The following is a 24,264-nucleotide window of genomic DNA, read 5'->3' on the forward strand; positions in this document are numbered from 1 at the left end:
GCGTGTAACCGGCCCTTCCTACGTTGGCACGGCCGGGACGGACGGGCGGGTCAGGGGTGGACAGGATGCTTCGAGTGATGGTCATGGTCGTTGCGCTGATCGTCGGGCTCGTCGTGGGCCTGCCGGCGGCGGAGAGTATCAGCGGGGGAGACGCGGCGGCCGCCTTACGCCTGCCGCCACCCGACGACGAGTCCTCCGCCATGAGCAGGGCCAAGGAGCTCGGGCAGCCGGTGGAGATCATGTCCAGCCGGACGTCCACGACGCGGATCTTCGCCGAGCCGGACGGCAACCAGCGCATGGTCGTCTCGGCGCTGCCGACGTCCGCGCTGAAGGGCTCCGCATGGGTGGACATCGACCCGGCCCTGAAGCGGCGGCCCGACGGCACGGTGGCGCCCGCCGTCGCCGACATCGACCTGGCCTTCTCGGGAGGCGGCTCCGGGCCGCTGGTGCGGGCGGCCAAGGGCGGTGTGTCGATCGCGTACACGTGGCCGGCGCCACTGCCCGTGCCCACGCTGAGCGGCGCGGTCGCGACCTACCCCGAGGTGCTGCCCGGCGTCGACCTGACGCTCACGGCGGGACCCGACGGCTTCTCCCAGGTTCTCGTGCTGCGCCGCCCGGTCCAGGAGGACCTGGCCGACATCCGCCTCGGCACCCAGGTGACCGGCGGCTCGCTGCACATCGACAAGACGGGAAACCTCACCGTGCTCGACGACACGGGCCAGGTCGCCATGCACGGGAACGCGCCGCAGATGTGGGACTCGTCAGGCTCGGCGACCGAGATCGGCGACCGCCTCGTCGGGCCGCGCACCGGCGACGCGACGGCCGCGGTCGCCGCGCGCATGGAGGGGAGCACTCTCGTGCTCACCCCCGACCGCGACTTCCTGAGCGCCCCCGGCCTGACCTATCCCGTGTACATCGACCCGCCGATGCACGGCGCCGGCCGGGCCGCCTTCGCCTTCGTCTCCCGGCACTTCAGCAGCACCCGGTACTACGGCAGCAAAGACGTGGCCAGGGTCGGCTACTACAACGACCCGAACGTGCCCTCAGGACCCACCCAGGACACCTACCGGTCCTTCTTCCGGATGAACACCGCCCCGGTCAACGGCAAGCACATCATCAGGGCGACGTTCCGTACGTACGAGGTGTACTCCTGGTCCTGCTCGGCGCGGCCGGTGGAGTTGTGGCACACCGGCACCATAGGGACGGGCACCACGTGGAACGCCCAGCCGAGCTGGAGGACACGGGTCGCCACCGTCACCGTCGCCAAGGGCTACAACTCCAGCTGCAACGACGGCGGGGTCGACTTCAACGCCACCTCGATCGTGACCACGGCGGCCGCCGGCAAGTGGGCGGACCTCACCCTGGGCCTGCGCGCCTCCAGCGAGAGCGACACGTTCGGCTGGAAGAAGTTCCGCAACAACCCGGTGCTGGAGATCACCTACAACACCAAGCCGAACGTGCCCGACCAGCGCTCCGCCATGGTGGGCTCGGCGCAGGGGGTGCCGTGCGCCACGGGCACGGCGGCGCCGTACGTCACCACGCCGGCGCCCACGCTGCGGGCACGCGTCAACGACGCCGACGGCTCCAAGGGTCAGACGGTCCGGGCGCACTTCGAGTGGCACACCGGCGGCGCCAAGGTCGGCGAGCGCTACACCGCCTACGTCGCCAGCGGCACGCCCGTGACCGCCCCGATCCCCGCCGGCGCGTTCGCGGACGGCGCCAGGGTCTCCTGGCGGGTACGCGGCCAGGACGGCACCGCCACCAGTGGCACGAGCGACTGGTCGCCCTGGTGTGACCTGATCGTGGACACGAGCAGACCGTCGAAGTCGCCCTCCGTCACCTCCGCCGACTACCCGGAGACGCCTGAGGGCGGCGACCCCGTTCCCGCCGGAGGTGTCGGCGTCATGGGCACCTTCATCTTCCGCGCGGACCCGGCCGACACCGACGTGGGCGCCTTCCTGTACGCGCTGAACGACGACGAGCCGGGCACCGCGACCGTCGTGCCGGTGTCCGCCGGCGGCACCGCGGTGATCAAGGCGACACCGTCGCGGAACCTGCTCAACACCCTCTACGTGTGGAGCCGCGACAAGGCCGGCCACCTCGGCCCGTACCGGCGCTACGAGTTCAGCGTGCGCTCGGCGAAAGCCCCGATGATCCACTGGAGGCTGGACGAGACCACCGGCGACGCCGCCGCCGACTCCTCCGGCAACGGCCACCACGCCACTCGGGTCGCGGCCCCGGTGCCCGCCGACGGGCCGGTCTGGACCAGGGGCTGGGACAAGGGCGGGGTGCGGATGGCCAAGGGAGGCCGCTTCCACTCTCAGGGCACGGGGCTGATCCGGACCGACCGCAACTTCAGCGTCGCGGCGTGGGTGCGGCTCACGGACAAGACGAACAACCGGATCGTGCTGAGCGTGGACGGCGCTCACCGCGACGGCTTCCACCTGATGTACAACGCGACGTTCGACCGGTGGGCGATGGTCATGGCCTCCGCCGACACCGCCGAGCCGGTCACGTACCACATGGCCCGTTCCGACGGGCCCCCGGCGATGAACAACTGGACCCGCCTCGTGGGCACCTTCGACGCGGCCACCGGCACGATCGGCCTGTACGTGGACGGCCGCCCGCAGGCGATCACCAGCACGCACTCCGCCCCCTGGAACGCGACGGGCGTGCTCAACATCGGCAGGGGCAAGAACCCCGACGTCCCGTGGTGGGGCGAGGTGGACGACGTGCGCGTCTACGACCGGGTGGTCTATCCCGCCGAGGCCGCGACGCTCGCGAGCCGGCCGGTCGTGGCGGAGGGACACTGGAGGTTCGACGAGCCGAGCGGCACCACCGCGCTCGACTCCTCAGGGCGTGGCCGCCACGCCGAGTTCAACGGCGCGGTGATGCGCTACGAGGGCTGGCTGGGCGGCGCGGTGGGCACCGGCCTGCCCAACGTCTCCGCTCCCGCCGGTACGGCCGGCGTCGCGGCCGTGCCGAGCGGCTTCGTCCAGACGGCCGGGCCCATCCTGCGCACGGACCGCAGCTACACGGTCGCCGCCTGGGCCCGCATCGTCGGCACCAAGCATTCCTCCCACCGGGTGCTGGACCACGGCGCCTTCAAGCTCGTCTACGACCAAGGGTCCGACCGCTGGGCCGTGACGATGCGGACCTCCGACGGAGGCGCGTCCGCGGTGACCGTGCGGTCGGACGCCCCGGCGGAGGCCGGCGCCTGGACCCACCTGGCGGCGACGTACGACTATGGGACCTGCGAGCTGCGGCTCTATGTGGACGGAGTCCTGCAGAACACGGCGACCAACCGGAGCGCCCCGTACGTCGGGCAGCAGCTGATCATGGGCGGGCAGGGCGGAGTGGACTCGATCAGGATGGATCTCGACGACGTACGCGCCTACTCGGGGGTCCTGACCGAGGACGAGATCGCCGACCTCGCGGAGCAATGAAACCGTTCGAGCCGAACCGGAGAAGAACATGAACGCACTCAAAGCCCTCTTACTCGCACTGGCCCTGGTGATCGGCGGAGCCACGAGCGCGGCCGCCATTCCGCCACCGCCACCCGGCAACGAGTGCCCCGACGAGCCGGGAGGCGGGGGCGACGCCGGGGAGGAGGGCGACGGTGGCACGGGCGACGGTGGCACGGGCGACGGTGGCACGGGCGACGGTGGCACGGGCGACGACGACGGGGGCCCTGGCTGCACCGACAGCCACTGGACCAGGCCGCTCGACGGCTGGGGCCGCGCATAGGAGCCCGGGCGGCCACGAAACCGTGCTCAGTGCGGATCCGCCTGCCGCTCGCCGAGCGCCTGGAGCGCCTTTCCTGCCCGGTCCCGCCACACCGGCATGTCCAAGGCGGCGAACTCGGCCCGCGCCGCCGCGAGCAGGCCGAGGGCGCGCTCGTGCTCGGCCCGCTCGGTGGCGAGCAGCCCTGCCGCCAGGCGGGCGCGGGCCGTCACGTACGGCTCGCCGACCTCGGTGGCCAGCGCGAGCGCCGCGTCCAGCAGGTCACCCGCCGCCGGCAGGTCGCCGGCCATCAGCTTGGCCTCGCCGCTGCCGAGCAGACCGTGGGCCTCGCCGATGAGGTCGCCGTTGGCGCGGGCCGTCGCGGTGACCTCCCGGTAGGCGGCCTCGGCCGCCGCGGCGTGCCCTTCGCCGAGGTGCATCGCCCCCGTGCGGTTGAGGATCTGCGCCGCTCCGCGCTGGTCGCGCAGTTCCCGGTACATCGCCAGCGCCTGGGCGAGCAGTGGCGCCGCCGTGGCGGTCCGCCCCTGATCGATGTGGATCTGCGCGATGCTGCCGAGCACGTGCGCCTCGGCGTGCCGGTCACCCACCTCGCGCAGCATCGCCAGCGCCCGCCGGTAGCGGCCCAGCGCCGTATCGGGAGCTCCGCTCATCCGGTCGATCAGCGCCGCGTTGCGCAGGGCCAGCGCCTGTCCGTGCCGGTCGCCCACCGCCGCGAAGAGGTCGACGGCGGCGTCCAGATGCGGCTTGGCGGCGGCGTAACGCTGGCGGAAGAGATCGAGGGAACCCAGCGAATGACGCATCGCGGCCTCGCCCCGCACGTCGCCCGCGTGCATGGCCACCGCCAGCGCGGTCTCCGAGGTGCGTTCCCAATCCTCGAAGTGGCACTGCGCCTCGAAGAGGGTGACCGCGGTCAGCGCCAGGTCCCAGCAGGTCTCGCTGAGGTCCAGCCGGGCGGCCTGGTCGACGGCCGCGAGCAGCCCGAGCCGTTCGCTGCGCAGCCAGCCCGCGGGGTCGGCCAGCAGCCGGTCGAGGGTCGCCGCGTCCAGATCCCAGCGCGGCGCGTCGCCGTGCAGCACGGTGTAGTCGCCGCCGTACTGCCTCCGGTGCGCCTGCTCCGCCAGTGCCAGGTAGGAGCCGAGCAGCCGGATCGTCGCCGCGTCGCCCTCGCCTTCCGGCTCGTCGGCCGCCAGCCGTTCTTTGGCGTGCAGGCGGACGAGGTCGTGCAGGCGGTAGCGGGGCTCGCCGATGCCGTCGACGCCCGCGTACTCCACGAGCTGGGCGTCGAGCAGGCGTTCCAGGATCCCCCCGGCGGCCCTGACGTCGACGCCGAGCAGGGCCGCCGCGCTCCAGCACGCGAAGACCGGCGTGTCCAGCAGCGCCAGCCGGCGAAGGAGCGTCCGGCCCGGCTCGTCCAGGCCGGAGTAGCCGAGCGCCAGGCTCGCCCGCACCGACAGCGGCCCGTGGGTGAGCTCGTCCAGTCGGTGATGCTCGATGGCGAGCCGTTCCACGAGCCGGCCGATCGACCAGTGGGGGCGGGCCGCCAGCCGGGCGCCGGCGATGCGCAGGGCCAGCGGCAGCCGCCCGCACAGCGCAGCGAGCCGGTCGGCGCCGTCCGCGTCGGCGTCCGCGAAGGGGCGGCCGGTGATCGTGCTGAGCAGCCGGACGGCCTCGTCCTCGCCCAGCACCCCCAGGGCGAGCCGGTACGCCCCCGGCAGCGCGGTCAGTGCCGCCCTGCTCGTGATCAGCACGGCGCACCCGGCGCCGGCCGGGATCAGCGGCTCCACCTGCCCTTCGTCGGCGGCGTCGTCGAGGACCACCAGCACGCGCTTTCCCGACAGCCGCGCCCGGTAGACCTCGGCCCGCTCGTCCGTGCTCTCCGGGATCGAGGCGCCGCTCACGCCCAGGGCGCGCAGGAACCTGGCGAGCGCGTCGTGCGGCGGCACCGGCCGCGCGCCCGCCCCGCGCAGGTTGATGTAGAGCTGGCCGTCGGGGAAGGACGCCAGGTGGTCGTGGGCGGCCCTGACGGCCAGCGCGCTCTTGCCGACACCCGGCATGCCGGAGATGACGCAGGGCACGGGCGGCCCGGCGCGCCGCCCGGCCAGGATCTCGCTCAGCCGGTCCAGCTCCGCCTCCCGCCCGGTCAGGTCAGGCACCGCGGGCGGGAGCAGGCCCGGCGCCTCGGCCGGGCGGCGTGGCGGGCCGATCTCGGCGTCGCCGCGCAGGATGGCCTGTTCGAGGCCGCGGAGTTGTGGGCCCGGCTCGACACCGAGCTCGCGGACCAGCACCGCCCTGGTGCGCCGGTACACCTCCAGCGCCTCCTTGCGCTGCCCCGAGTGGTGCAGCGCCGTCATGAGACGGGCGGCCACGGGTTCGTCGAGCGGGTCCTCGGCGAGCAGCGCCGCCGCCTCGGGCACGATCTCGGCGTGCCGGCCGAGCGCCATCTCCGCGTCCATGCGCGCGGTGAGCGCCTGCCGGCGCTGCCGTTCGAGGAGCGCCGCGGCGTCGGCGAGCGCGCCCACCTCGGTGAGCCCGGAGAACGCCGGCCCGCGCCACAGCGCGAGCGCCCGCCCGAGCAGGTCGGCCGCGCCGGCGGCGTCGTGCCGCCGCAGCGCGGACTGCCCGTGCTCGGCGAGGTCGGTGAAGTGCCAGGCGTCCACCTCCTGGACCTGCGCACGCAGCCGGTAGCCGGAGCGGTCGAGCACGACACGGCCGGGGTCCCCGAGCGTCCTGCGTAAACGGTGCACGAGCACCTGCAGGTTCTTGCCGGTGGCCGGTCCCGCCCGTTCCGGCCATAACTCATCGATCAGGGTCTCGGTCGTGACCGCGCGTCCCGCGCGGCAGACGAGCAGCGCCAGCAGTTGCTCCTGGCGCCGGGACGCGACGGGCACCGCCTGCCCGCCGTCGAGCACCTGCACCGTCCCCAGCACCCTGAATTCCATCGCGGCTCCTCTTCCGAACCGGCCGGCGGACGTCCTGACCGAGGGCTGCGGGCGGGCGCCCGCCCGCAGCCCTCCTCAGCATGAACGCACGGGTCGCTCCGGGGCGCCGGTGATCGCCGGGAACCGCCCTGTTCGATACAGGGTTGATACACAGCGGAGTCCTGCCCACACGGTCTCGACACGCCGACACGGCGGCCGGTGGCGTCACGCCACCGGCCGCCGGCCTACCGGGAGCTCACCAGCGGATGGAGTTGAAGATGTCGACGAGGATCTCCATCCAATCCTTCGCGTTGTTCACCCGATCCGCCAAGCCCTGCGCCTCCCTGTTCGGATCACGCCCGTACTTCGACGGCTGGCCGTAGAGGATCTCGTAGGTGACCTTGACCGAGATCCTGGTCGCGAGCGGGATCGGGGGCTCATGGTGGCGGCCCTTGTAGGCACGGTTCTTCGAGCGCGCGCCGTCCGGGTCACGGTGCTTGCCCCGGACGAACCGGTGCTTGCCCTCGTGGCCGCCGCGCCAGCAGTTGTGCACCAGGACGTGGTCGTCGGCGGCGGCCACATAGTACGTGTGCACGCCGTCGACCGTCAGGTTGTGCACGCGCTGCCGTTCGGTGTACGCCCGCAGGGCGGTGATCGCGAGCGACCGCCCCTCGGGCGTGCGGACCGTGTCCCCGACCCGCAGGTCGGCCGCGTCCACCCACTGTCCCCGCGAGTCCACCCAGAAGGGATGACCGTCGGTCGCGGTCACCCTCCCGGTCTCGCCGCCGGTGTCCACGCTGACGTCGACCAGGTGCTTGGCGCCGTCGCCGACGATGGTGGCGGTGACGGTCCGCGTGCTCGTCTCGCCGGTACGCGGGTCCGTGGCGACCACCTCGTCACCCGGCCGAACCTGCTCGATGGGGACGCGGGACCCGTCCGCCATCAGGACCGTCGTGCCGGGCACGAAGCTGTTACGCGTGGGGCAGGTGCCGCCCCGGCCGCGCGTCGGCGGCAGCTTGACGATGTCGCCGCCGGGCACCAGGCGATTCTTGCCGTCACCCGCCGCGCCGCCCGCCGGTGGCCGCTTGGTCGCCTTCGACGCCTCCTGGGCCTTCTTCCACTTGGCCAGATCGTCCTGGTACTTCGCGAGTGCCTCCGCGGCCTCCTCCGCCTCCCCTTGGACCCGGCGCGCCCACTTCAGCCGCTCCCGCCAGCGCAGGACGGCGCGCGCCGCCTTGTAGGCGGCCTTCAGGGCCTTGCCGATCTTGACGGCGGGCACCAGACCCGCGATGGCCATGGCGCAGGAGCCGAGGTTGCCCTGCAGGCAGTCGCGGACATCGGTGTAGCCGATGAGATCCTTGATGATCTCGCCGCCCGCCTCGATCGCGACGTCGGTCCAGGACTTGTTGATCGTCTTCTTGGCCTCGTCCTGGTCCTTCTGGCTGGGACCGCCGGGTGGCGGCGGAGGAGGTGGCGTGGACCCGCCGGAGCCACTGCCCGAGCCGCCGCCCTGGCCACCGCCGGGTGGACCGTCCTGGCAGTCCCCCGGATTGTGGCCGCACAGGTCGGCACGGCCGGACGGGTCGGTGTAGGTGACGGGGCTGTTGTCGCTGTAGGCGTAGCCGTTCAGGTTCTGCGGGTCGTCCGGCTCCAGCAGCGGGTCGACGGAGACGAACCGGCCGATCGAGGCGTCGTACTCGCGTGCCCCGATGTGGGTGAGCCCGGTCGGGTCGGAGGTGCCGCCGATGAAGCCGCGTTCCGATGGCCACGAAGTCGGCGCGGTGCCGCGGGGGTTGCCGAACGGGTCGAAGTGCCGCCGGGTGACCTCCAAGGTCTCGGCGTCGATGGCGAGCCGGCCCGTGCCGTTGTGGTCCCCCACCACCCAGGTGAGCGCGCGTCCGGTCCGCACCGCGACCGGCTCGTCGCCGTGCGCGTAGAACCGGGTCGCCGTGGGCGACGTGGCGTTCTTCGCCAGCCGCACCTCCATCCCCGCCAGATAGAGCGTCGTGCCGGCCGGGTCGCGCCGGATCAGCCGGTTGCCGTCGGCGTCGTAGAGGAACGACGTGGTGCCGCCCGCCTCGACGATCTTGGCCAGGTTGCCCTCGGTGTCCCACTCCAGCCGCTGCTCGGCCGAACCCAGCTTGCGCAGGATGGTGTTCCCGGAGGCGTCGTACGCGTAGCTGTCCAGCCGGCCGCCGTCCGGGCCGGTGGTGGTCACCTGCCGCAGCCCGTGCGGCTGCGGCTGTGTGGCCTCGGGATAGGTGTAGGTGCTGGTGGTGCCCCCACCCGCGGCGTGCCGGGTCTCGGTCAGCCTGTTGCCGCTGCGGTCGTAGGTGTAGGAGTGCCAGTACGGCGCCGGCCCGCCCACGACGGCCAGGCCAGGCGGGGCCGCGCACCCGTCCGTGGCCGACCACGCCCCGGTCAGCCGGCGCAGGTAGTCATAGGTGAAGCACTGGACGTCCGAGGCCGCGTTCGCGACCGGCGGCGTGTCGGCGATCCCGGTGATGTTGCCGGCCGGATCGTAGGAGTACCTGACGTCCGCCTGCCGGACCTGGCCGGCGGTCTCCCGATCGACGATGTGCCGCAGCAGCCGCCGGGTGCCCACCTCATAGGTGTAGTCGTGCAGCACCTGCGAGCCCTCGGCGCCCCAGCGGACCTGGAGCTGCTCGCCGTGCCTGCTGTACAGCGTGTCGTTGACGTACGTGGCCAGGCTGGAGCGGGTCTGCACCGGCAGGCCGAGCGCCGTGTACGTGGTGCGGACGGTCTCCTCCGGCAGATCGCCCGCGGCCGGGTACTTCACCGACCGGACCGTGCCGTCGTCGTTGTAGCGCGGCTCCACGGTGTAACTGCCCGCCAAACCGCCCTCCGAGGACGGGATCACCTGCGTGATGGACGTCGGACGGTACCGCTCGTCGTAGGCGTCTACCCGGGTCACGTAGGACTGGCCGCCCGAGTGCCGTACGGACGAGACCGGCATGCCCTTCACCGAGGTGCCGTCGGGCAGCGTGTCGTAGGTCCACTCGGTGAGCTTCGCCCCGGACGGCGAGCCCTCGTGCGTGGCGACTTGCCGGTCCAGCCGGTCATAGACGAAGGCGAGCGTACGCCCGCGGGCATCGGTCGTGCTGGTGGTCCGGCCGAGCACGTCATAGCCGAAGGTGGTGGTGCCCCGGTCCGGGTCCTCCAGCTTCGTCACCCGGTTACGCAGGTCGTAATGGGTACGCCAGACGCTGCCCTGCGCGTCGGTGACGCTCGCTTCCAGGCCGTTGCGGTCGTAGGTGTAGCGGGTGGCGTCGTAGTCGCCGGTCGGCGACTGGCCCTTGTACTGGCGCAGCTCCACCGTACGGCCCTGGGCGTCGAGCAGGCTCGTCATCGGCGTCGCGCCCGCGGGCGGGTCCATGTCGACGCGATCGGGGAAGTGGGTGGTCGTGGTGCGCCACTTCTCCTGGCCCAGCACCATGAGCGCCTCGGCGCTCTGCCGGCCCATCGCGTCGTACTCGTAGACGGTCTGCGCGGGCACCGCGCTGTCGGCCACGCCGAGGATCGCCGTGGCGGGCGGGCCGGTGCTCGCATAGAGATCGTTCTTCTTGGCCACCTGACCGAGGGTGTTGTACACGGTGTCGCCCAGCAGCCAGTCGCCGCCGTGGCCGGGCAGCTGTGTCTGGCGCAACCGCATCAGGCCGTCGTACAGCTCGTGGCCGACGGTGTGGCCGCCGTCCGGGCGTAACGTCCTGGTGGTGACGACGACGGGCCCGTCGGTCCGCACCTGGTAGGAGAACTCGCCGCTGGGGCTCTGGCTGCTCGCGCGGCCCGGCAGCCAGACCTTCGCCAGCCGGCCCAGCGGATCGTAGGCAAGCTCGGTGCGGCGGCCGTTCGGGTCCTCCTCGGCCGTCATGGCTCCCCACTCCGGCTTCAGCCACGTCGTCGTGACGTGCCCCAGCGGGTTGGTGGTGGCCACGCTCGTGACCGGGCCGCCGGTCGCCGGAGTGTAGGCGGTGCCGGTCTTCCTGCCCGTCGCGTCCACGCTCTCGGTCAGCCGGCCGTACTGGTCGTAGGCGGTGCGGGAGACGGGGACGTACACCGGCTGCCCGTCGGCGTAGTGGTCCAGCTCCTCCACCTGGGTCTGGTCGCCCTTGGCCGGCGCCGCCCCGTACGCCCCTCCGTCGTAGGACATGCGGGCGTCCCCGACCACGTCGTCGGGTCGCCGGGGTGTCTGCGAGCAGGTCACCGCGACGGTCTCGATGCGGCTCGGCAGGTGCAGGATCCATGCCGAGGTGTTGCGGGCGTAGGTGTAGCGGGTGCACTGGTCGTCGGCGGCGGTGCCGGTGTCGCCCAGGTCCTCGACCTGCGTGACCGCGCCGGTCGAGTCGTACGAACGCCGGGTCTCCATCAGCCGCAGGCCACCGGTGCTCAGCTTCGCGCGGCTGCGCACCTTGGCGGTGTCCAGCAGGTACGCCTCGTCGCCGCCGCCCTCGGCGGTCGGGCCGGACAGCCACGGGTCGTTGATCGTGCCGGACTGCTCCTGGCCGCCCGGCCCCAGCAGGTACCGTGTCTCGCGCTCGAAGCCCTGGAGCCGCCAGTGGTCCTGCACCCTCGTGCCCTGGGAGTCGGTGACGTACGCGGTGCGCGTGCCGGTCGGCTGCTTGTCGCCGTGCAGGCCGCGGAAGAACAGGTGCTCGGTCGCGATCCGCCGGTCAGGGTCCTCACCCCGCGTCACCTGGACCCGCTCGTATCCGCGCCACTGCGACCACGTGCGCCGCTCCGCCGGTACGAGTTCCTGATCGTCGTAGGCCCAGGCGGCTCCGTCCGGCGGGTAGGCGTAGTCGCTGCGCACCGTGACGGAACCCCCGGTCAGGTCGGACTCCAGCACCTGCACGGCGACGTACTTGTGGAACCAGTCGAGATAGGGGTCGCTCGCCCCTTCCGGAGCCCAATGCGTGGGGAAGCACCGCTTGGTGTTGGCGTGCGGCTGGGGCGTGGCCCCGCGGGCGCACTCCGGCTTGGAGTAGTTGACGGTGAGCCGCCCGCCGCTCTCGTTGTTCACGCTCAGGACGCGCCACTTCATCATCGGCGCTATGCCCTCACGCCCGTCCACCCGGTTGGGCATCTCCACCCCGTCGAAGTCGACGGCCGGCATGGACTGCGTGCCGCCCACGTGCCCGGTGTGCTGGATCTTCGCCAGCCACAGCGCGGCGCTCATGCCGTCGCCGGGCTTGGGGAAGGTGTGCGTCAGCGTCCAGGAGTCGACGTCCTTGTACGCGCCGCCGTCGAGCACCTGCGTGGTCACCTTGGCCAGCCGCTTGCGCGTGAAGAAGGTCGGCGAGTAGTTCTCGCAGTCCTCGCCCGCCAGGCAGATCTGGTCGGCGGGCACGTCCGGCCAGTGCTTGGCGTTGCCCGCCGTCAGCTTGTCGGGGGCGCAGTCGAAGCTCGAGGTCGGCAGGCAGCGTTCCGCCACGTGCGCGTTGACCCGGGCGGTCGCCTGAGTGGTGTACACCTGGCCGGCGCGCTGCCCGTACTCGATGCGCTCCAGATGGCCGCCCGCCACGTACGGCGTCTCGTCGGCCTTCTCGACGTTGCGCCCGTAGTGGTTGATCTCCTGGGCGTAGAAGTAGCTCAGGGTGTTGCCGTGCGTGTCGATGACGTGGTCGAGGTTCCACCGGTACGCCTGCTGGCACCAGGACCCCTCATAGGTCGACGCGTGGCACGGCTCCTTGTCGTCGTCCCCGTACACCGGCATCGTCCACGCCGACTTCGTCTCCCGCTTGCCGCTGGTCCAGCCGGGGAGCCGGTTCACGCCGAAGAAGTACTGCATGCCCTCGGCCGTGGTGATCTTCCAGTGCTCTCCGTCGTTGTCGCCGTTCGTCGCGCCGGTGAGCTTCTGCACCCGGGAGCCGTCGTCGAGCTTGGGCTTCCACGTACCGGTCTTGGAGTCGCGGACCAGCTCGGTGGACCTGCCGCCGAGCATCAGGACCGCGTTGTCGCCGCCCCAGCACTGCTCGCCGTTCTTCGGCGTGACACCGTCGTCGTTGCACGACTTGTACCGGCGCTCGACGAAGCCGCCCGGTGTGAAGTCGAACCCCTCGCCGGCCCAGCCCGGCTGGTTGTTGGTGGAGACGGTACGCCCGTCCACGCCGCCTGACGAATAACTGAGGGCCAGCTGCGGGGTGGGGCCGCCCAGCGACGGCGGCGTACGCAGCGGGTAGGACCAGGCGAAGTCACCGGTCTGAGTGCTCACCTGCCATTTGGCGGTGGGTGACAGCGAACTCGCGGTGAAGGTGCCCGTGCTGCCCGACGGCGCCGCGAGCACCGCGTACAGGCCGCCGCCCGAGCCCGCGGGCGCGGCGGAGACCTCGGCCCTCAGAGTGCCCGCCGTGACGTCGTTCGCCGTCTCCAAGGGCGTGGGCGCAGGGCAGTCCGCCGCGCCCTGCGCCAGACCGCAGGCGGGCAACTCCGCCAGGCGGAGCCGCGCCGCCCAGTCACCGCCGTAGGCGTGCCGGAAAGCGGAGTAGTCGAACTCCAACGTCAGCGGCGCCCCCGTCGGCCCGCCGTCCGATCGGGTCACCCGCAGCGGCACCAGCGGATCCTCGCCGGGGCGATCGAGCAGCTCCACCCGGACCCGGGCCGGAGCCGTGCCGTCCTCCGCCGGCCCCACCCGCACCGGCATGCCGGACACCTGCGACAGCGCGGCTCCCGTACGCGCCGGAGCGGTGTCCATCGTCGCCGGCCGGGGCCAGACCACCTCGGGCGGCTCCTTGAGCGCGCTCTTGTCCGCCAGGTCCGATGGCCGCTCCCCTACGGGGATCGGCTCGCTCGCCACGATCAGGTCGCGCTGCGGCTCCGGCGGCTCCCAGCGGTCGGCGTACGACGGTGTCGTCATGGCCGGCAGACCCGCGAGCGCGAGGACCGATAAGGTGACGATCGCCATCCGGCGTCGTGCTGCCATACCCATGGAGAGCCTCCTGTGGCGCCGCTGTCCGGTGCCGGAGGCCCGCATCGGAGGTGGGCGCAGCGCCCGCTCGATGTCCACCCCGGCAGAAGTCGATCGCCACCGGCCGCTTCACCGTAGGAAGGCGCGGTTTCACGGCGGTTACTCCTGAGCCTGCGAAAACCCGCTCCTGCGAGGCCGTCGCTTCCTTCCGCGCCTGACCGCTTGGTAGAACAGGCAAATGCCCGCAAGACGGCACCCCACCCCGACAAGGAGCAGCCCGTGACCGACGACTCCCCGCTCAGCCGGATCGACACCAGCCGACCCAGCCAGGCCAGAGCGTGGAACTACTGGTTAGGCGGCAAGCACTACTACCCGGCCGACAAAGAGCTGGCCGACATGCTCGAGCAGCACTATCCCGGCATGCAGGAGATCGCGGTGCACACCCGGGCGTTCCTGCGGCGCGCGGTCCGTCACCTGGCGGAGGAGGAGGGCATCCGCCAGTTCCTCGACATCGGCACCGGCCTGCCCACCGAGGACAACACCCACGAGGTGGCGCAGCGCGTCGACCCGGCCAGCCGCATCGTCTACGTCGACAACGACCCCGTCGTCCTGCTGCACGCCCGCGCCCTGCTGACCAGCCACCCCGACGGCAGCTGCGACTACCTGGAGGCCGACGTCCGCGACCCCGACGACATCCTCACCCGCGCGGCCCGCACCCTCGACTTCACCCGCCCGACCGCGGTCATGCTGCTCGGCGTCCTCGGCACCGTACGCGACGACGCCGCCGCCCACGCGCTGATCCAGCGCTACATGGACGTCCTGCCCTCCGGCAGCTACCTGATGGTCGAGGACGGCACCAAGACGGTCAAGCCGGAAGCGGCGGCCGAGGCCGAGCAGTTGCGCGACGACGGCCACGTCTACAGCTACGAACTACGCACACCCGAGCGGATCGAACGCTTCTTCGCCGGCCTGCACCTGATCGAGCCCGGCGTGGTGTCGGTATCACAGTGGCGCTCGGAGGAGGAGCCGGTCAGCGGCCTGCCCGAGCCGGTGGACGCGTACTGCGGCGTGGCTCGCAAACCCTAGGCGGCGCACACCGCCGGCGCCGGCCGCCCGTTGGCCTCGGCCGCCGCTCAGCCCGTCTTCGTGGCGGCGAGCTCCCGCAGCAAGCCGGCGGTCTGCTCGGGTGGCAGCGCCGCCAGGCCCAGTTCGTCCATCAGGGCGTGGTAGGGCAGCACGTCGGCGCTCTTGGTCAGGTATTGGGCCGTGGTGAGCTGCTCGATGTAGACGACGTCGGGCAGCTGCTGCTGCGGGAAGCGCAGGATCGTCACCGGGCCGAGCCCGCCGGCGCAGTCGCTGGAGGTGAACGGCAGCACCTGGAGGGTGACGTGCGGCAACTCGCTCATCTTCGCCAGGTGCTCCCACTGGGCGCGCATGATCTCCTCGCCGGCGACGCGGCGGTGCAGCGCGGCCTCGTCCAGCACCACCCAGAGCCGCGCGGGATCGTCCCTCGTCAGGACGCGCCGGCGGCGCATCCGCAACGCCACCCGCTGCTCGACGCTGTAACTCCCCGCGTTCTTCGCGCCCTGGGTGATGACCGCCCGCGCGTAGTCCTCGGTCTGCAGCAGGCCGGGCACCAGCTGCACCTCGTAGGCGCGGATGAGACAGGCGTCCTGCTCCAGCCCCAGGAAGGGCTCGAACCAGTCGGGGATCGCCTCGCGGTACTCCTGCCACCAGCTCGGCGCGTTGGCCTGCTCGACCAGCGCGAGTAGGCTGGCCCGCGCGCCGTCGTCGGTGACGCCGTAAAGGGTCAGCAGGTCGGCCACGTCACGCGCCTTGAACCCGGTGCGCCCGGCCTCCATGCGGCTGATCTTCGAGTTGGACCCCCGGATGAGGAACGCGGCCTCCTCGCGGCTGACCCCCTGCGCCTCCCGCAGCCGCCGCAACTGGGCCCCGATCAGGGCCCGCAGGGTCGTCGGTGCGGACCAGAGCCCGCTGCCGTCAGAGACGTCGTTCAGGTCGCTCATGTCAGCAGCAGGCATCCATGCTCCTCGGTTCCGGGACCCTCGCCGCACTCCATCCTGGCACGAACCCACGCGCGTGAGCCCGCTGATTCTCGCAAGAAGATCGGCCGCGTCGTCCGTCTGATCAGGTGATGTCGCGGCGAAGCGTGACGAGCCGGGCGATCACCACGATGACCGCCACATACCCGGCGAACACCACCGCCCCGCCCCACGCGGGCAGTAACGTCGCCGTCTCGATCGGCAGCGAGCCCACGGCCCTGGCGGCCCCCGTCGGAAGCCAGGGATAGACGCCGGGGGTCAGCCACCCCAGGAAGTAGTCGCCGTACGTGAAGATCAGGGCCGCCAGGAAGACCGCCGCGACCTGGCTCCTGACCAGTACGGCCAGCGCCACCCCGAACACCGCGTACCCGGCCGTCGCGAGCACCCCGCCCACGAGCGCCGGTGGCACGTCCGCGCTCCACACCGGCAGCCCCTTGACGGCCAGCAGCGCCACTCCCGCCGCGACCGTCGCCACCGCCGACGCCAGCGCCACCAGCAGGCCGATGAGACCGTACGCCGCCAGCTTCGCCGTCACCACCGGCCCCCGCCGCGGTGTGACGAGAAAGGACCAGGCGATGGTCTGATGCCGGAACTCGCCGGACATGCCCAGGATGCCGAGAATCAGGGTGAAGACGTACGCCTGCTGCGCCATGGCGTACACGCCGACCGGCGCCGGCGCCTCGTCCGGCGGCGACAGCATGACGATGAGCACCGCCCACGCCACGCAGAAGACGGGCGCGATCGCGGCGAGGATCCACGTGACGCGATTGGCGCCGGCCTTGACCAACTCCGCACGGACGAGCCGAGCCATCGGACCACCTCCGGTCAGAGCTGGGCGAGCCATGGTGCCTAAGCGGGTCATCGGACCACCTCCGGTAGAGCTGGGTGGGGCAAGCGGCCCGGCCGGGTCATCCGGCCACCTCCAGGTAGAGCTCCTCCAGGCTCGCCGCTTCCGGCATCGGACCGCTCCACCGCAGCCGGCCGGCCGCGATGATCACCACGTGGTCGGCGATCTGCTCGACCTCGGCGAGCACGTGCGTGGAGACCAGCACGCCGTGACCGTCCATCGCGTACGCCCGCAGGAACCCCCGCAACCAGCGCATGCCGGCCGGGTCGAGCCCGTTGGCCGGCTCGTCCAGGATCAGCAGCCCGGGGCCGCCCAGCAGCGCGGTCGCCAGCGCGAGCCGCTGCCGCATGCCCAGCGAGAACCCCCGCACCCTTCTGCCTCCGGCACCGTCGAGGCCGGTGAGATCGAGCACCTCCCCGACCCGCGCCTCGTCGATCCCGGCCGCGATCGCCAAGGCCCGCAGATGCGCCTCGGCGGTGAGTCCGGGATGGAAGGCGGTGGCTTCCAGCACCGCACCGACCTGCCGCAACGGCTGCTCCAGCGCGCGATATGGCCGCCCGCCGACCGTCACACGCCCGGCGTCCGGCGTGACCAGGCCGAGGATCATCCGCAGCGTGGTCGTCTTGCCTGCCCCGTTGGGGCCGAGAAAAGCGGTGATGGCTCCGGGAGGAGTGGCGAAGGACAGGTCGTCGACGGCCACGACCTTCCCGAACGACTTCCTCACGTGCTCGACACTGATCGTTGTCACGGGTTCAGCTTCCGGCACCGGCCCTGCCCGGCGCATCGGAGCACGGGTGGAACCCACTTCAACCCGTGGGTTGATGACCCGAGCCCGGCGCCCGGCTACCGTGACCTCGTGGCCACGCCCAGCCCTCCAGGCCCCCGCAACACCCCGGGCCCGGCACCCGCCGACGCCTCCGCCAGTCCGGCGCTTGGCGACGTCCCCGCTTGTCCAGCGTCCATGGCTACCGCCGGTTCGGCGCCCAGTGATGCCGTCCATTCCGCGTCCGGCGATGCGGCGGGGTTGGCCGGCGGTGCCGCTCATGCGGCGTCCGGCGATGCCGCTCGTTCGGTGTTCGACGATGCCGCCACCCGCTCGGCGGCTCGCGTCCTCTCCGTGTTGCGTTCGCTCCTTCCTGCGCGGCCACTGACACGTGTCCTTGCCGTGCTGCTGGTGCTCTACCTCGCCTACGGGCCGGTCAGCATCGTCGTCACGCGCCCCACCGTGGCGGCCGCTCTGCTCGTGCTGCCGGTGGCGGTCGGTGCGCTCGGCGCCTGCCTGTGGGCGCTGGCCGGACGTGACCAGCGGCGCAACGCCTGGCTGCTGCTGGTCACCATCGCCGGCGCGTTCGCCATGAACCTGATCGAGCCCTACACCGGCATCGCCCTCTGCTTCGTCACCATTTTCACCGCCGCGTTCCGCACCCGGCCGCGCGCTGCGATGGCGCTGACCACGTTGGTGCTCGTCGGCATGCCGCTCACCACGTACGTGATGGTCCGGGAAGCGGGCACGGCCTGGGGGCTGGCGGCGGGGAGCGCCTACAGTGCGGTGTTCGCGTTCCTGCTCGCCAGCCAGATCGCCACAAAGCGGCAGGCAGCCGAGGTGGCCGAGGCGCGGGCGCGCGAGGCGGTGCTGTCGGAGCGGGCCCGGCTGGCCCGCGAGGTGCACGACATCCTGGCCCACGCCCAATCGGCGCAGATCGTGCACCTGGAGAGCGTACGCATGCTGCTGAAACAGGGCGGCGACCGGGCCACCGCGCTCGACCGCGTCGACAAGGCCGTCGGGCTCGCGCGGGCGAGCCTGGAGGAGACCCGCAGAGCGCTCGACACGCTGCGCGGTGACGACCTGCCGCTGCGGGAGCGGCTCGAACGGCTGGCGGCGGAGTTCCGCGCCGCCACGGGGAGGGAGTGCGCGGTGTCGATCGACGACCGCGCGTTAGCGGCGGGCGCGGAGGCCCGGCTGGCCATCGCCCGTACGGCGCAGGAGGCGCTGACCAACATCCGCAAGCACGCACCCGGGGCCACGGCCGAGCTGCGATTGCGCCGCGTGGACCGCTGGAACGAGCTGGAGGTGCGCGACCACGGCGGCCACCCCGCCCCGCCCGCGACGCCCGGCGGCTACGGCCTCATCGGCATGCGCGAACGCGCGGCGCTCATCGGCGGCACCTTGGAGACGTGCACCGACCCGGACGGCTTCACCGTGCTGCTGCGGGTGCCGGGATGAGGGCGGCGACGCGGCGGGGCTGCCGCTGCGTCAGGAGGTCCTCGGTCGCCGGCTGGAGGGCGGTGGCACGGCTACACGTCGAGGGGCTCAGCAGACTCCCGGCTGACGGCAAGGGGATGGTGGACCAGTGGTGAGCGTGCGTGTGCTCGTCGTGGACGATCAGACCGTCGTACGTGAGGGGCTGGTGCTGCTGCTCGGGCTCGTACCTGGCGTTGAGGTCGTCGGTACGGCCGGTGACGGTCTGCAGGCGGTCCGTCTGGCGGCCGAGTTGCGTCCCGACGTGGTGCTGATGGACCTGCGCATGCCGCTCCTCGACGGCGTCGAGGCGACCCGACGTATCCGCACCGCTCATCCCGGGACCGACGTCGTGGTGCTGTCCACCTACTCCGACGACGAGCTGGTGTTCGCGGCCCTTCGTGCGGGTGCCCGCGGTTACCTCACCAAGGACACCGACGCCGAATCCCTGGCCCAGGCCGTGACCGGCCCCGTCCCCCTGCCGAGCGCGCAATGCACCCGTCCGCCGGTCGAGCCCGCCCCCGCGTCCCTTCCCGACGGGCTCACTCAGCGCGAGGCCGGGGTGCTGGAGCTGATCGCGGAAGGCTGCTCCAACGCCGAGATCGCCGCCCGCCTGGTCATCTCGGAGGCGACCGTGAAGACCCACATCAACAACCTGTTCGCGAAGATCGGGGCACGAGACCGCGCCCAGGCGGTCACGTACGCCTTCCGCAACGGCCTGGCCCCCCGCACCTGAACCCCCTTCCGGCTCGGAACTCCGCGCCGATCAGATCGTTCTTCGCAGTGGTGACAGAAGGAGCAGGGGGGCAGGGGGACCTGGTTGAAGCGGCGCCGCCAGCCGGTCACCCGCTGACGCGTACGGCCGCCCCTCACACTACGGCCCCGATCCGCCTCCGCGCGGTTTTGTCGGTCGTGATCGTTAGGGTGACGACCGACCTGAAGGAGGCGAGGGTTGTGGGCCGTGACGCGGATACCTGGCGTCTGTCCTGCGGTGACGAGTTGTGCGGTGAGATCACCGTCGACGACGTGGACTGGCCCTGGACATATGGAGTCTTCGTGGCCACCCCCATGTTCGCCAAGGTCAAGCCGCTTTTCGAGCGGGAGCTGGGCCTCCTGGAGGAGATCGGCGAAGACTCGCGGGCGTGGGAGGCGGCATACGACGAGGTGGCGGCGGCGGCAAGCCTGGTGTCACCACGCGGCCCTGTCGCCGAGTTCCTGCTGCACATCGAAGGCGACCGAGCCTGGTTCCGAACGTAGACCCTGATCGAAGAACGGCGACCACGGGCTCGTTCACAAAAGACCGCACAATGTTCAGAGCGTCGAGCCCGCATTGATGTGTTAACGCGATTTCGAGTGCACTGCCGGTGTAAGGCGTGGGATGCGGAGTTCGGCCAGTATCATGGCCGCGCTTTGCGGATCGCCGGCTGAGTGTGCAGGTTATACCCAGGGCGAGGGAAGCGTACTGGCCGTCGGAATGGCCATGAAAGAGTGCAAGATCTCGAAGATGTATCGAATTCGAGTGATAAGGGTTGCTCGTTTCGTTGGGGCGATTTTTGGGTTACCGGGCCGCTAAACTCCCGTTCCGTGTCCAAAGATCATTTATGGCGAAATATCAGGATCGGATTAGTAAGTCTGCTCCTTGTGGCCACGGTCGTCGGCCTGATGCGCGGCGAGTTCTGGCTCTGGACGGCCGTCGTCTGGTCGCCACCGTCTTTTGTCCCGTACGTCCAGCCCGAGCCGTACGGCACCGTGACCATCATGACGTTGCTCGTCGCCGCTGCGATCAAGGCCCTGTTCCTGTGGCTGATCCTGCGTGCCCCCAGGCCGGGACCGCTGAGCGGCCGGGAGAGGGCGCTGCGCAGGCTGCTCTACCTGGCGGTGGCGTACAGCCTCATCCTGTGGTGGCCGTTCGCGGTGCTGCCCGACGAGGTCGCCGCGGTCGTTCAGCTCATCATGTGGGGCGCGATCGACGTCCTCCTCCTGCTCGTCATCCGCTGGCGGTCGCGCGTGCTGCGAGCGGCGGCCGGGGTGATGTTCGCGATCCAGATCCTGGTGATGGTGGAGGATCTGCTCGACGAACTCGACATCTGGGAGTTCGGCTGGAACGACGTCGCCTGGTGGATCTACATCGCGGTCTGTGCCGCGGCGACCGTTCTCACGGTCGTCGGGCAGTGGCGTGACGGCCGGTGGAGTCGCGGCACCCTGATCGCGGGCTGGTTGTCGTTGATCTCCTTCGCGTTCGACTTCCCGATCATCACCTTCTTCGAGCCGCCCACCAGCGCCTGGCTGGCGTCGATGGTCGTCAGCCACGTGCTGGGACTCCTCGGCGTCGTGTGGAACGCGGCGACCGCGCGGGAGATGCCCGTCGCGGACGGTCATCCGGTGGCCGCGTCCTCGCGGCGGCGGTGGGGGCGGGGGCATCGCGTCGCGCTGGCGGCCGTGGTCGTTCTGCCGATGGTCGTGGTGATCCAGCCCGAGCAGAACGCGCGCCACACCTTCGGCGGCGGGTCGCCGGACTGCTACAGCCGGCCCAGCTTCGGCGACCTCAAGCCCGAGGAACGCGAGCCGGTCTTCCTGTGCCTGGCGCGCAACAGGGATTTCGGGCAGCCGCCCATGTTCCCTGACAGCCTGCCGGACCAGGCGGTCCTCGCGTATGGGCGGGCGCTGTGCCGGGCGAAGGACCGTACCGAGAAGGAGGCGCTCCTGCGGCAGGCCGGGAGCGCGCGGGCCGCCTGGGGCGTCGATGATTGGGACCTCGTCTACGTCTGCCCCGAGATCGTCGCCAAAAGCCAGCCCCACCTGCTGCGCTCCTCCGAGCAGATGAAGGCGGACGAGCGCGACCACATCGCCGAGAAGAACGCCAGATGCCGCGACCCGTGGCCCCGGACCAAGGGCGTCGTCCAGGCCACGGCCATCTATTTCCTGTTCGTCGACGGCGATCCCGGCTACGTGGTCACCGACGCCGCCGACCATGGAGTGATGGACGAGGACGTGATGGGCGAGCTCTACAAGAAGGGCAACGAGACCGGGCTCGGGGTCACCCCCGGGACGGTGCTCGTCGGGCACGTCGCGGACGTCAGCGACGTGTGCATCACCGTGAAGGCGTTCCGCAAGGCGCCGCCGCCACGGACCGCCGGGTGGTACTCGGTGCACGAGGTTCCGATCACCAGCCGCAGCGGCACGCTCAAGGTTCCGGAGATGGACGGAGGAGAGGTGGGCGCGGGCGCGCCGATGCCGAACCTCGCGATCAGGGGCAAGGGCCGCTACCGGCTGCGGGTATACGTACGGGTGACCAAAAGCGAAGAGGAGGAGCACCTGGTCGTCGTGTTCCCCGGAAGATCGAGGAAGCAGCTCGCCCTCAAGTCGTGACCGCGGTCATCCGTCCTGAGACGTGAGGCCGCCGCGGCGGGCCAGCACGCGTGTCCCCGGTCCGGAGGCGGCGCCCGGACCGGGCAGCGCCGTCACCTCGGCGGTGCGCGCCGGCTTCCCGCAGGCCGAGCAGCAGACCTGCGGCGTGAACTGAGCGCCGCACTCGTCGTGCACCAGGAGCACCGGCGGGCCGCCCGCCGGTGTCGCCCACTTGTCGCCCCACGCCATGAGCGCCATCAGCACGGGCACGAGGTCGTGGCCGGCCTCCGTGAGGTGGTATTCGTGCCGCAACGGCCGTTCCTGGTACGCCCGGCGTTCCACGATGCCCCCTTCGACCAGCGTCTCGAGCCGGCGGGTGAGCAGGTTGCGGGCGATGCCGAGGTTCTCCGCGAGGTCGTCGAACCGGTGCAGCCCGAGGAAGAGGTCGCGCACGATCAGCGGGGTCCACCACTCGCCGACGCGTTCCAGGGACTGGCCGATCGAGCAGTGCATCTCAGCGAAGCTGGTCCGTTGCATGCCCACAGTGTAGTGGGTTGTGTCATTAAACCCACTGTCGTACGGTGAGCGGACCAGTGGGTTTAATGAAAGGACTTACTATGCCGTTCGTGGAGCTGTTCGTTCCCAAGGGCTCGCTCGACGAGGAGAGCCGCGAGGCCATCGGCGGCCGGCTGGTGTCGGAGGTGATGCTCGCCGAGGGCGCCCCGGACACCGAGGTCGCCAGGTCCATCTCGTGGCTGGTGGTCAACGAGATCGACGCCTGGTTCGTGGGCGGCCGGCGGGTGCCGGCCGGGGAGCAGCCCAGGTACGTGGTCAGGGTCGGTGTCCCGGCCGGTTCGATGGATGACGGCAAGCGCCGCGACATCGTACGGCGCGTCACCCGGGTCCTCGCGGACGCCGACCCCCACCCGGAACGGTTCGCCGGGCCCACCGCCGCCTGGGTGCACATCAACGAGGTCCCCGAGGGCAACTGGGGAGCCGCAGGGGAGGTCGTCCGGATCGAGGACATCGTCGCCCTGGTGACCGCACCCTAGCCGCCGGAGCCCCCGCTGTCCTGCGGGGCGGCTCAGCGGCAGCAGATCCAGTCGTAAGGTCTTCTTCAGGTTGTCACGGCAAGATTGCGCGGATGGGAACCATCGGCCCTGCTACTTCCATCCCATCTAGGGAAGGTGCGAGGAACCCGCCACCGGATTCTCGTACGTACCAGCGAAGTCGCAGGGGAGGTCACCGAATCGAGGTGCAAGCAACGGGCCGCGCGCAAGCCCCCCACGGCGGCACGACCGCCGGCGATCGCGGCGCGCCCGACCGATCCCTTCCATGGCCGGGGGAGTGGCCACCCCCCGGCACCGTCGCCCGCGCAGGCGTACGGTCGTCCGGCATTTCCCGAGCGTCCCGAGGCCGGGCACGACACGAGCGTGCCCGGTGCACCCACCGACGACGGGGGTATCGCGTTCGACCCGGACCTCTTGCCCGCACGCAGGCAGGGGAGCGTGACCCGCTCCGCCGCCGCGTCCACCACGACGACGAGGAAGACAATCACATGCATCCTGAGGCGTTAACCCGACGCGCGCGCCGCCACGGATGGAAGGTGGCGTCCGGCGCCGGTCCCGTGGTCGCCGTCGAGCGCCACCACTGGCGCATGAGAGTCACCTTCACCGGAACGGCCCCGCAGACGGCCAGCATCATCGGCCCCGACCTCGAGGAGAGCCGGCCCGTCAATCTCCGCCTGATCAACACGTTGCTGCGGGCGAGCCCGGCCGAGATCGCCGAGCACGCCGCGGAGGCGATCATCGGCGGCCGCCAGGACGGTGATCGGGCACGCACGTGACGGATCCGCCAGGGGGGTGACCGGGGCCGGACGGCCCCGCACCCGTCCCGCCGCAGAACTTACGCGATCATGTCCTTGAGCTGCGCACGCAGCTACGGCCAGGCGTCGCCGAGTATGGTGCGGCCGCGGGCGAGCACGTCGAGGCGCTCAAGGTACGCACGTCCCGGCACGGCGTCGTCCAGGGCCCTGGCCGCCCAGTAGCGGCGCGACCACGGGTGGTGGTCCTCCGGGAGGATCGCGCCGTCGTCCGTGCGCCTGGCGTCGGACAGCCGGGCCAGGAACGGCGTCAGGTCGGCCGCCGAGCCGCCCGCCGAGCCGCCCGCCGAGCCGCCCG

At 71.5% G+C, this 24,264-nt stretch carries 15 protein-coding genes; 9 read left to right on the top strand and 6 right to left on the bottom strand.

Features of this window, described 5'->3' with window-relative positions; translation table 11 throughout:
* Positions 1 to 77 precede the first annotated feature (77 nt).
* The gene (locus AB0K28_RS42570) at positions 78 to 3,446 is read left to right on the top strand and encodes a LamG-like jellyroll fold domain-containing protein (protein ID WP_364381774.1); all 3,369 of its coding nucleotides are present in this window, start codon (positions 78 to 80) and stop codon (positions 3,444 to 3,446) included.
* Positions 3,447 to 3,474: 28 nt separating this feature from the next.
* A complete protein-coding gene (locus AB0K28_RS42575; RefSeq protein ID WP_364381777.1) occupies positions 3,475 to 3,747 on the top strand; it encodes a hypothetical protein in 273 nt (90 codons plus the stop codon).
* A gap of 26 nt (positions 3,748 to 3,773) precedes the next feature.
* Here the strand turns inward: AB0K28_RS42575 and AB0K28_RS42580 are convergent, their stop codons facing one another.
* Both AB0K28_RS42580 and AB0K28_RS42585 read right to left on the bottom strand, forming a co-directional pair.
* Positions 3,774 to 6,683 carry a BTAD domain-containing putative transcriptional regulator gene (locus AB0K28_RS42580; protein WP_364381780.1) on the bottom strand — a complete coding sequence of 970 codons (2,910 nt, stop codon included), beginning with the start codon at positions 6,681 to 6,683 and terminating at the stop codon, positions 3,774 to 3,776.
* 235 nt (positions 6,684 to 6,918) lie between these two features.
* Complete coding sequence (locus tag AB0K28_RS42585; RefSeq protein ID WP_364381783.1) at positions 6,919 to 13,602, bottom strand: polymorphic toxin-type HINT domain-containing protein; 6,684 nt, start codon at positions 13,600 to 13,602, stop codon at positions 6,919 to 6,921.
* A 264-nt stretch (positions 13,603 to 13,866) separates the two neighbouring features.
* Here AB0K28_RS42585 and AB0K28_RS42590 point away from each other — a divergent pair, with 264 nt between their 5' ends.
* Positions 13,867 to 14,673, top strand: a complete 807-nt coding sequence (locus AB0K28_RS42590; RefSeq protein ID WP_345404941.1) for an SAM-dependent methyltransferase — start codon at positions 13,867 to 13,869, stop codon at positions 14,671 to 14,673.
* A gap of 47 nt (positions 14,674 to 14,720) precedes the next feature.
* Here the strand turns inward: AB0K28_RS42590 and AB0K28_RS42595 are convergent, their stop codons facing one another.
* The 3 genes from AB0K28_RS42595 to AB0K28_RS42605 form a co-directional block, all read right to left on the bottom strand.
* On the bottom strand, positions 14,721 to 15,629 hold the full coding sequence (locus AB0K28_RS42595) for a helix-turn-helix transcriptional regulator (protein WP_345404944.1): 909 nt from the start codon (positions 15,627 to 15,629) through the stop codon (positions 14,721 to 14,723).
* 106 nt (positions 15,630 to 15,735) lie between these two features.
* The gene (locus tag AB0K28_RS42600) at positions 15,736 to 16,461 is read right to left on the bottom strand and encodes an ABC transporter permease (protein WP_364381788.1); all 726 of its coding nucleotides are present in this window, start codon (positions 16,459 to 16,461) and stop codon (positions 15,736 to 15,738) included.
* 97 nt (positions 16,462 to 16,558) lie between these two features.
* The gene (locus tag AB0K28_RS42605) at positions 16,559 to 17,245 is read right to left on the bottom strand and encodes an ATP-binding cassette domain-containing protein (RefSeq protein ID WP_364381791.1); all 687 of its coding nucleotides are present in this window, start codon (positions 17,243 to 17,245) and stop codon (positions 16,559 to 16,561) included.
* A 417-nt stretch (positions 17,246 to 17,662) separates the two neighbouring features.
* Between AB0K28_RS42605 and AB0K28_RS42610 the strand changes: the two genes are divergently transcribed.
* The 4 genes from AB0K28_RS42610 (at position 17,663) to AB0K28_RS42625 (ending at position 22,105) form a co-directional block, all read left to right on the top strand.
* Entirely contained in the window at positions 17,663 to 18,721 is a 1,059-nt protein-coding gene (locus tag AB0K28_RS42610; RefSeq protein WP_345404953.1) for a histidine kinase, read from the top strand.
* Between the two features lie 130 nt (positions 18,722 to 18,851).
* A complete protein-coding gene (locus AB0K28_RS42615) occupies positions 18,852 to 19,472 on the top strand; it encodes a response regulator transcription factor (protein WP_364381795.1) in 621 nt (206 codons plus the stop codon).
* Positions 19,473 to 19,660: 188 nt separating this feature from the next.
* Positions 19,661 to 19,993, top strand: a complete 333-nt coding sequence (locus AB0K28_RS42620) for a hypothetical protein (protein ID WP_364381798.1) — start codon at positions 19,661 to 19,663, stop codon at positions 19,991 to 19,993.
* Between the two features lie 384 nt (positions 19,994 to 20,377).
* Positions 20,378 to 22,105 (top strand): hypothetical protein, encoded by a 1,728-nt coding sequence (locus AB0K28_RS42625; protein WP_364381801.1) that lies wholly within the window; start codon positions 20,378 to 20,380, stop codon positions 22,103 to 22,105.
* 6 nt (positions 22,106 to 22,111) lie between these two features.
* Here AB0K28_RS42625 and AB0K28_RS42630 read toward each other — a convergent pair whose 3' ends face one another.
* The gene (locus AB0K28_RS42630) at positions 22,112 to 22,621 is read right to left on the bottom strand and encodes a helix-turn-helix domain-containing protein (RefSeq protein ID WP_364381804.1); all 510 of its coding nucleotides are present in this window, start codon (positions 22,619 to 22,621) and stop codon (positions 22,112 to 22,114) included.
* A gap of 80 nt (positions 22,622 to 22,701) precedes the next feature.
* Here AB0K28_RS42630 and AB0K28_RS42635 point away from each other — a divergent pair, with 80 nt between their 5' ends.
* Entirely contained in the window at positions 22,702 to 23,136 is a 435-nt protein-coding gene (locus tag AB0K28_RS42635) for a tautomerase family protein (RefSeq protein WP_364381807.1), read from the top strand.
* A gap of 605 nt (positions 23,137 to 23,741) precedes the next feature.
* Complete coding sequence (locus AB0K28_RS42640) at positions 23,742 to 23,930, top strand: hypothetical protein (RefSeq protein ID WP_364381810.1); 189 nt, start codon at positions 23,742 to 23,744, stop codon at positions 23,928 to 23,930.
* Positions 23,931 to 24,264: the final 334 nt, after the last annotated feature.

The sequence above is a fragment of the Nonomuraea sp. NPDC049504 genome (genome assembly GCF_040676845.1).
Lineage (GTDB): Bacteria > Actinomycetota > Actinomycetes > Streptosporangiales > Streptosporangiaceae > Nonomuraea > Nonomuraea salmonea.

Coding starts and splice junctions, on each gene's coding strand:
- AB0K28_RS42575 (WP_364381777.1), top strand. CDS start 3,475: ATGAACGCACTCAAAGCCCTCTTACTCGCACTGGCCCTGGTGATCGGC.
- AB0K28_RS42635 (WP_364381807.1), top strand. CDS start 22,702: ATGCCGTTCGTGGAGCTGTTCGTTCCCAAGGGCTCGCTCGACGAGGAG.
- AB0K28_RS42580 (WP_364381780.1), bottom strand. CDS start 6,683: ATGGAATTCAGGGTGCTGGGGACGGTGCAGGTGCTCGACGGCGGGCAG.
- AB0K28_RS42570 (WP_364381774.1), top strand. CDS start 78: ATGGTCATGGTCGTTGCGCTGATCGTCGGGCTCGTCGTGGGCCTGCCG.
- AB0K28_RS42600 (WP_364381788.1), bottom strand. CDS start 16,461: ATGGCTCGGCTCGTCCGTGCGGAGTTGGTCAAGGCCGGCGCCAATCGC.
- AB0K28_RS42595 (WP_345404944.1), bottom strand. CDS start 15,629: ATGCCTGCTGCTGACATGAGCGACCTGAACGACGTCTCTGACGGCAGC.
- AB0K28_RS42630 (WP_364381804.1), bottom strand. CDS start 22,621: ATGCAACGGACCAGCTTCGCTGAGATGCACTGCTCGATCGGCCAGTCC.
- AB0K28_RS42585 (WP_364381783.1), bottom strand. CDS start 13,602: ATGGCAGCACGACGCCGGATGGCGATCGTCACCTTATCGGTCCTCGCG.
- AB0K28_RS42640 (WP_364381810.1), top strand. CDS start 23,742: ATGAGAGTCACCTTCACCGGAACGGCCCCGCAGACGGCCAGCATCATC.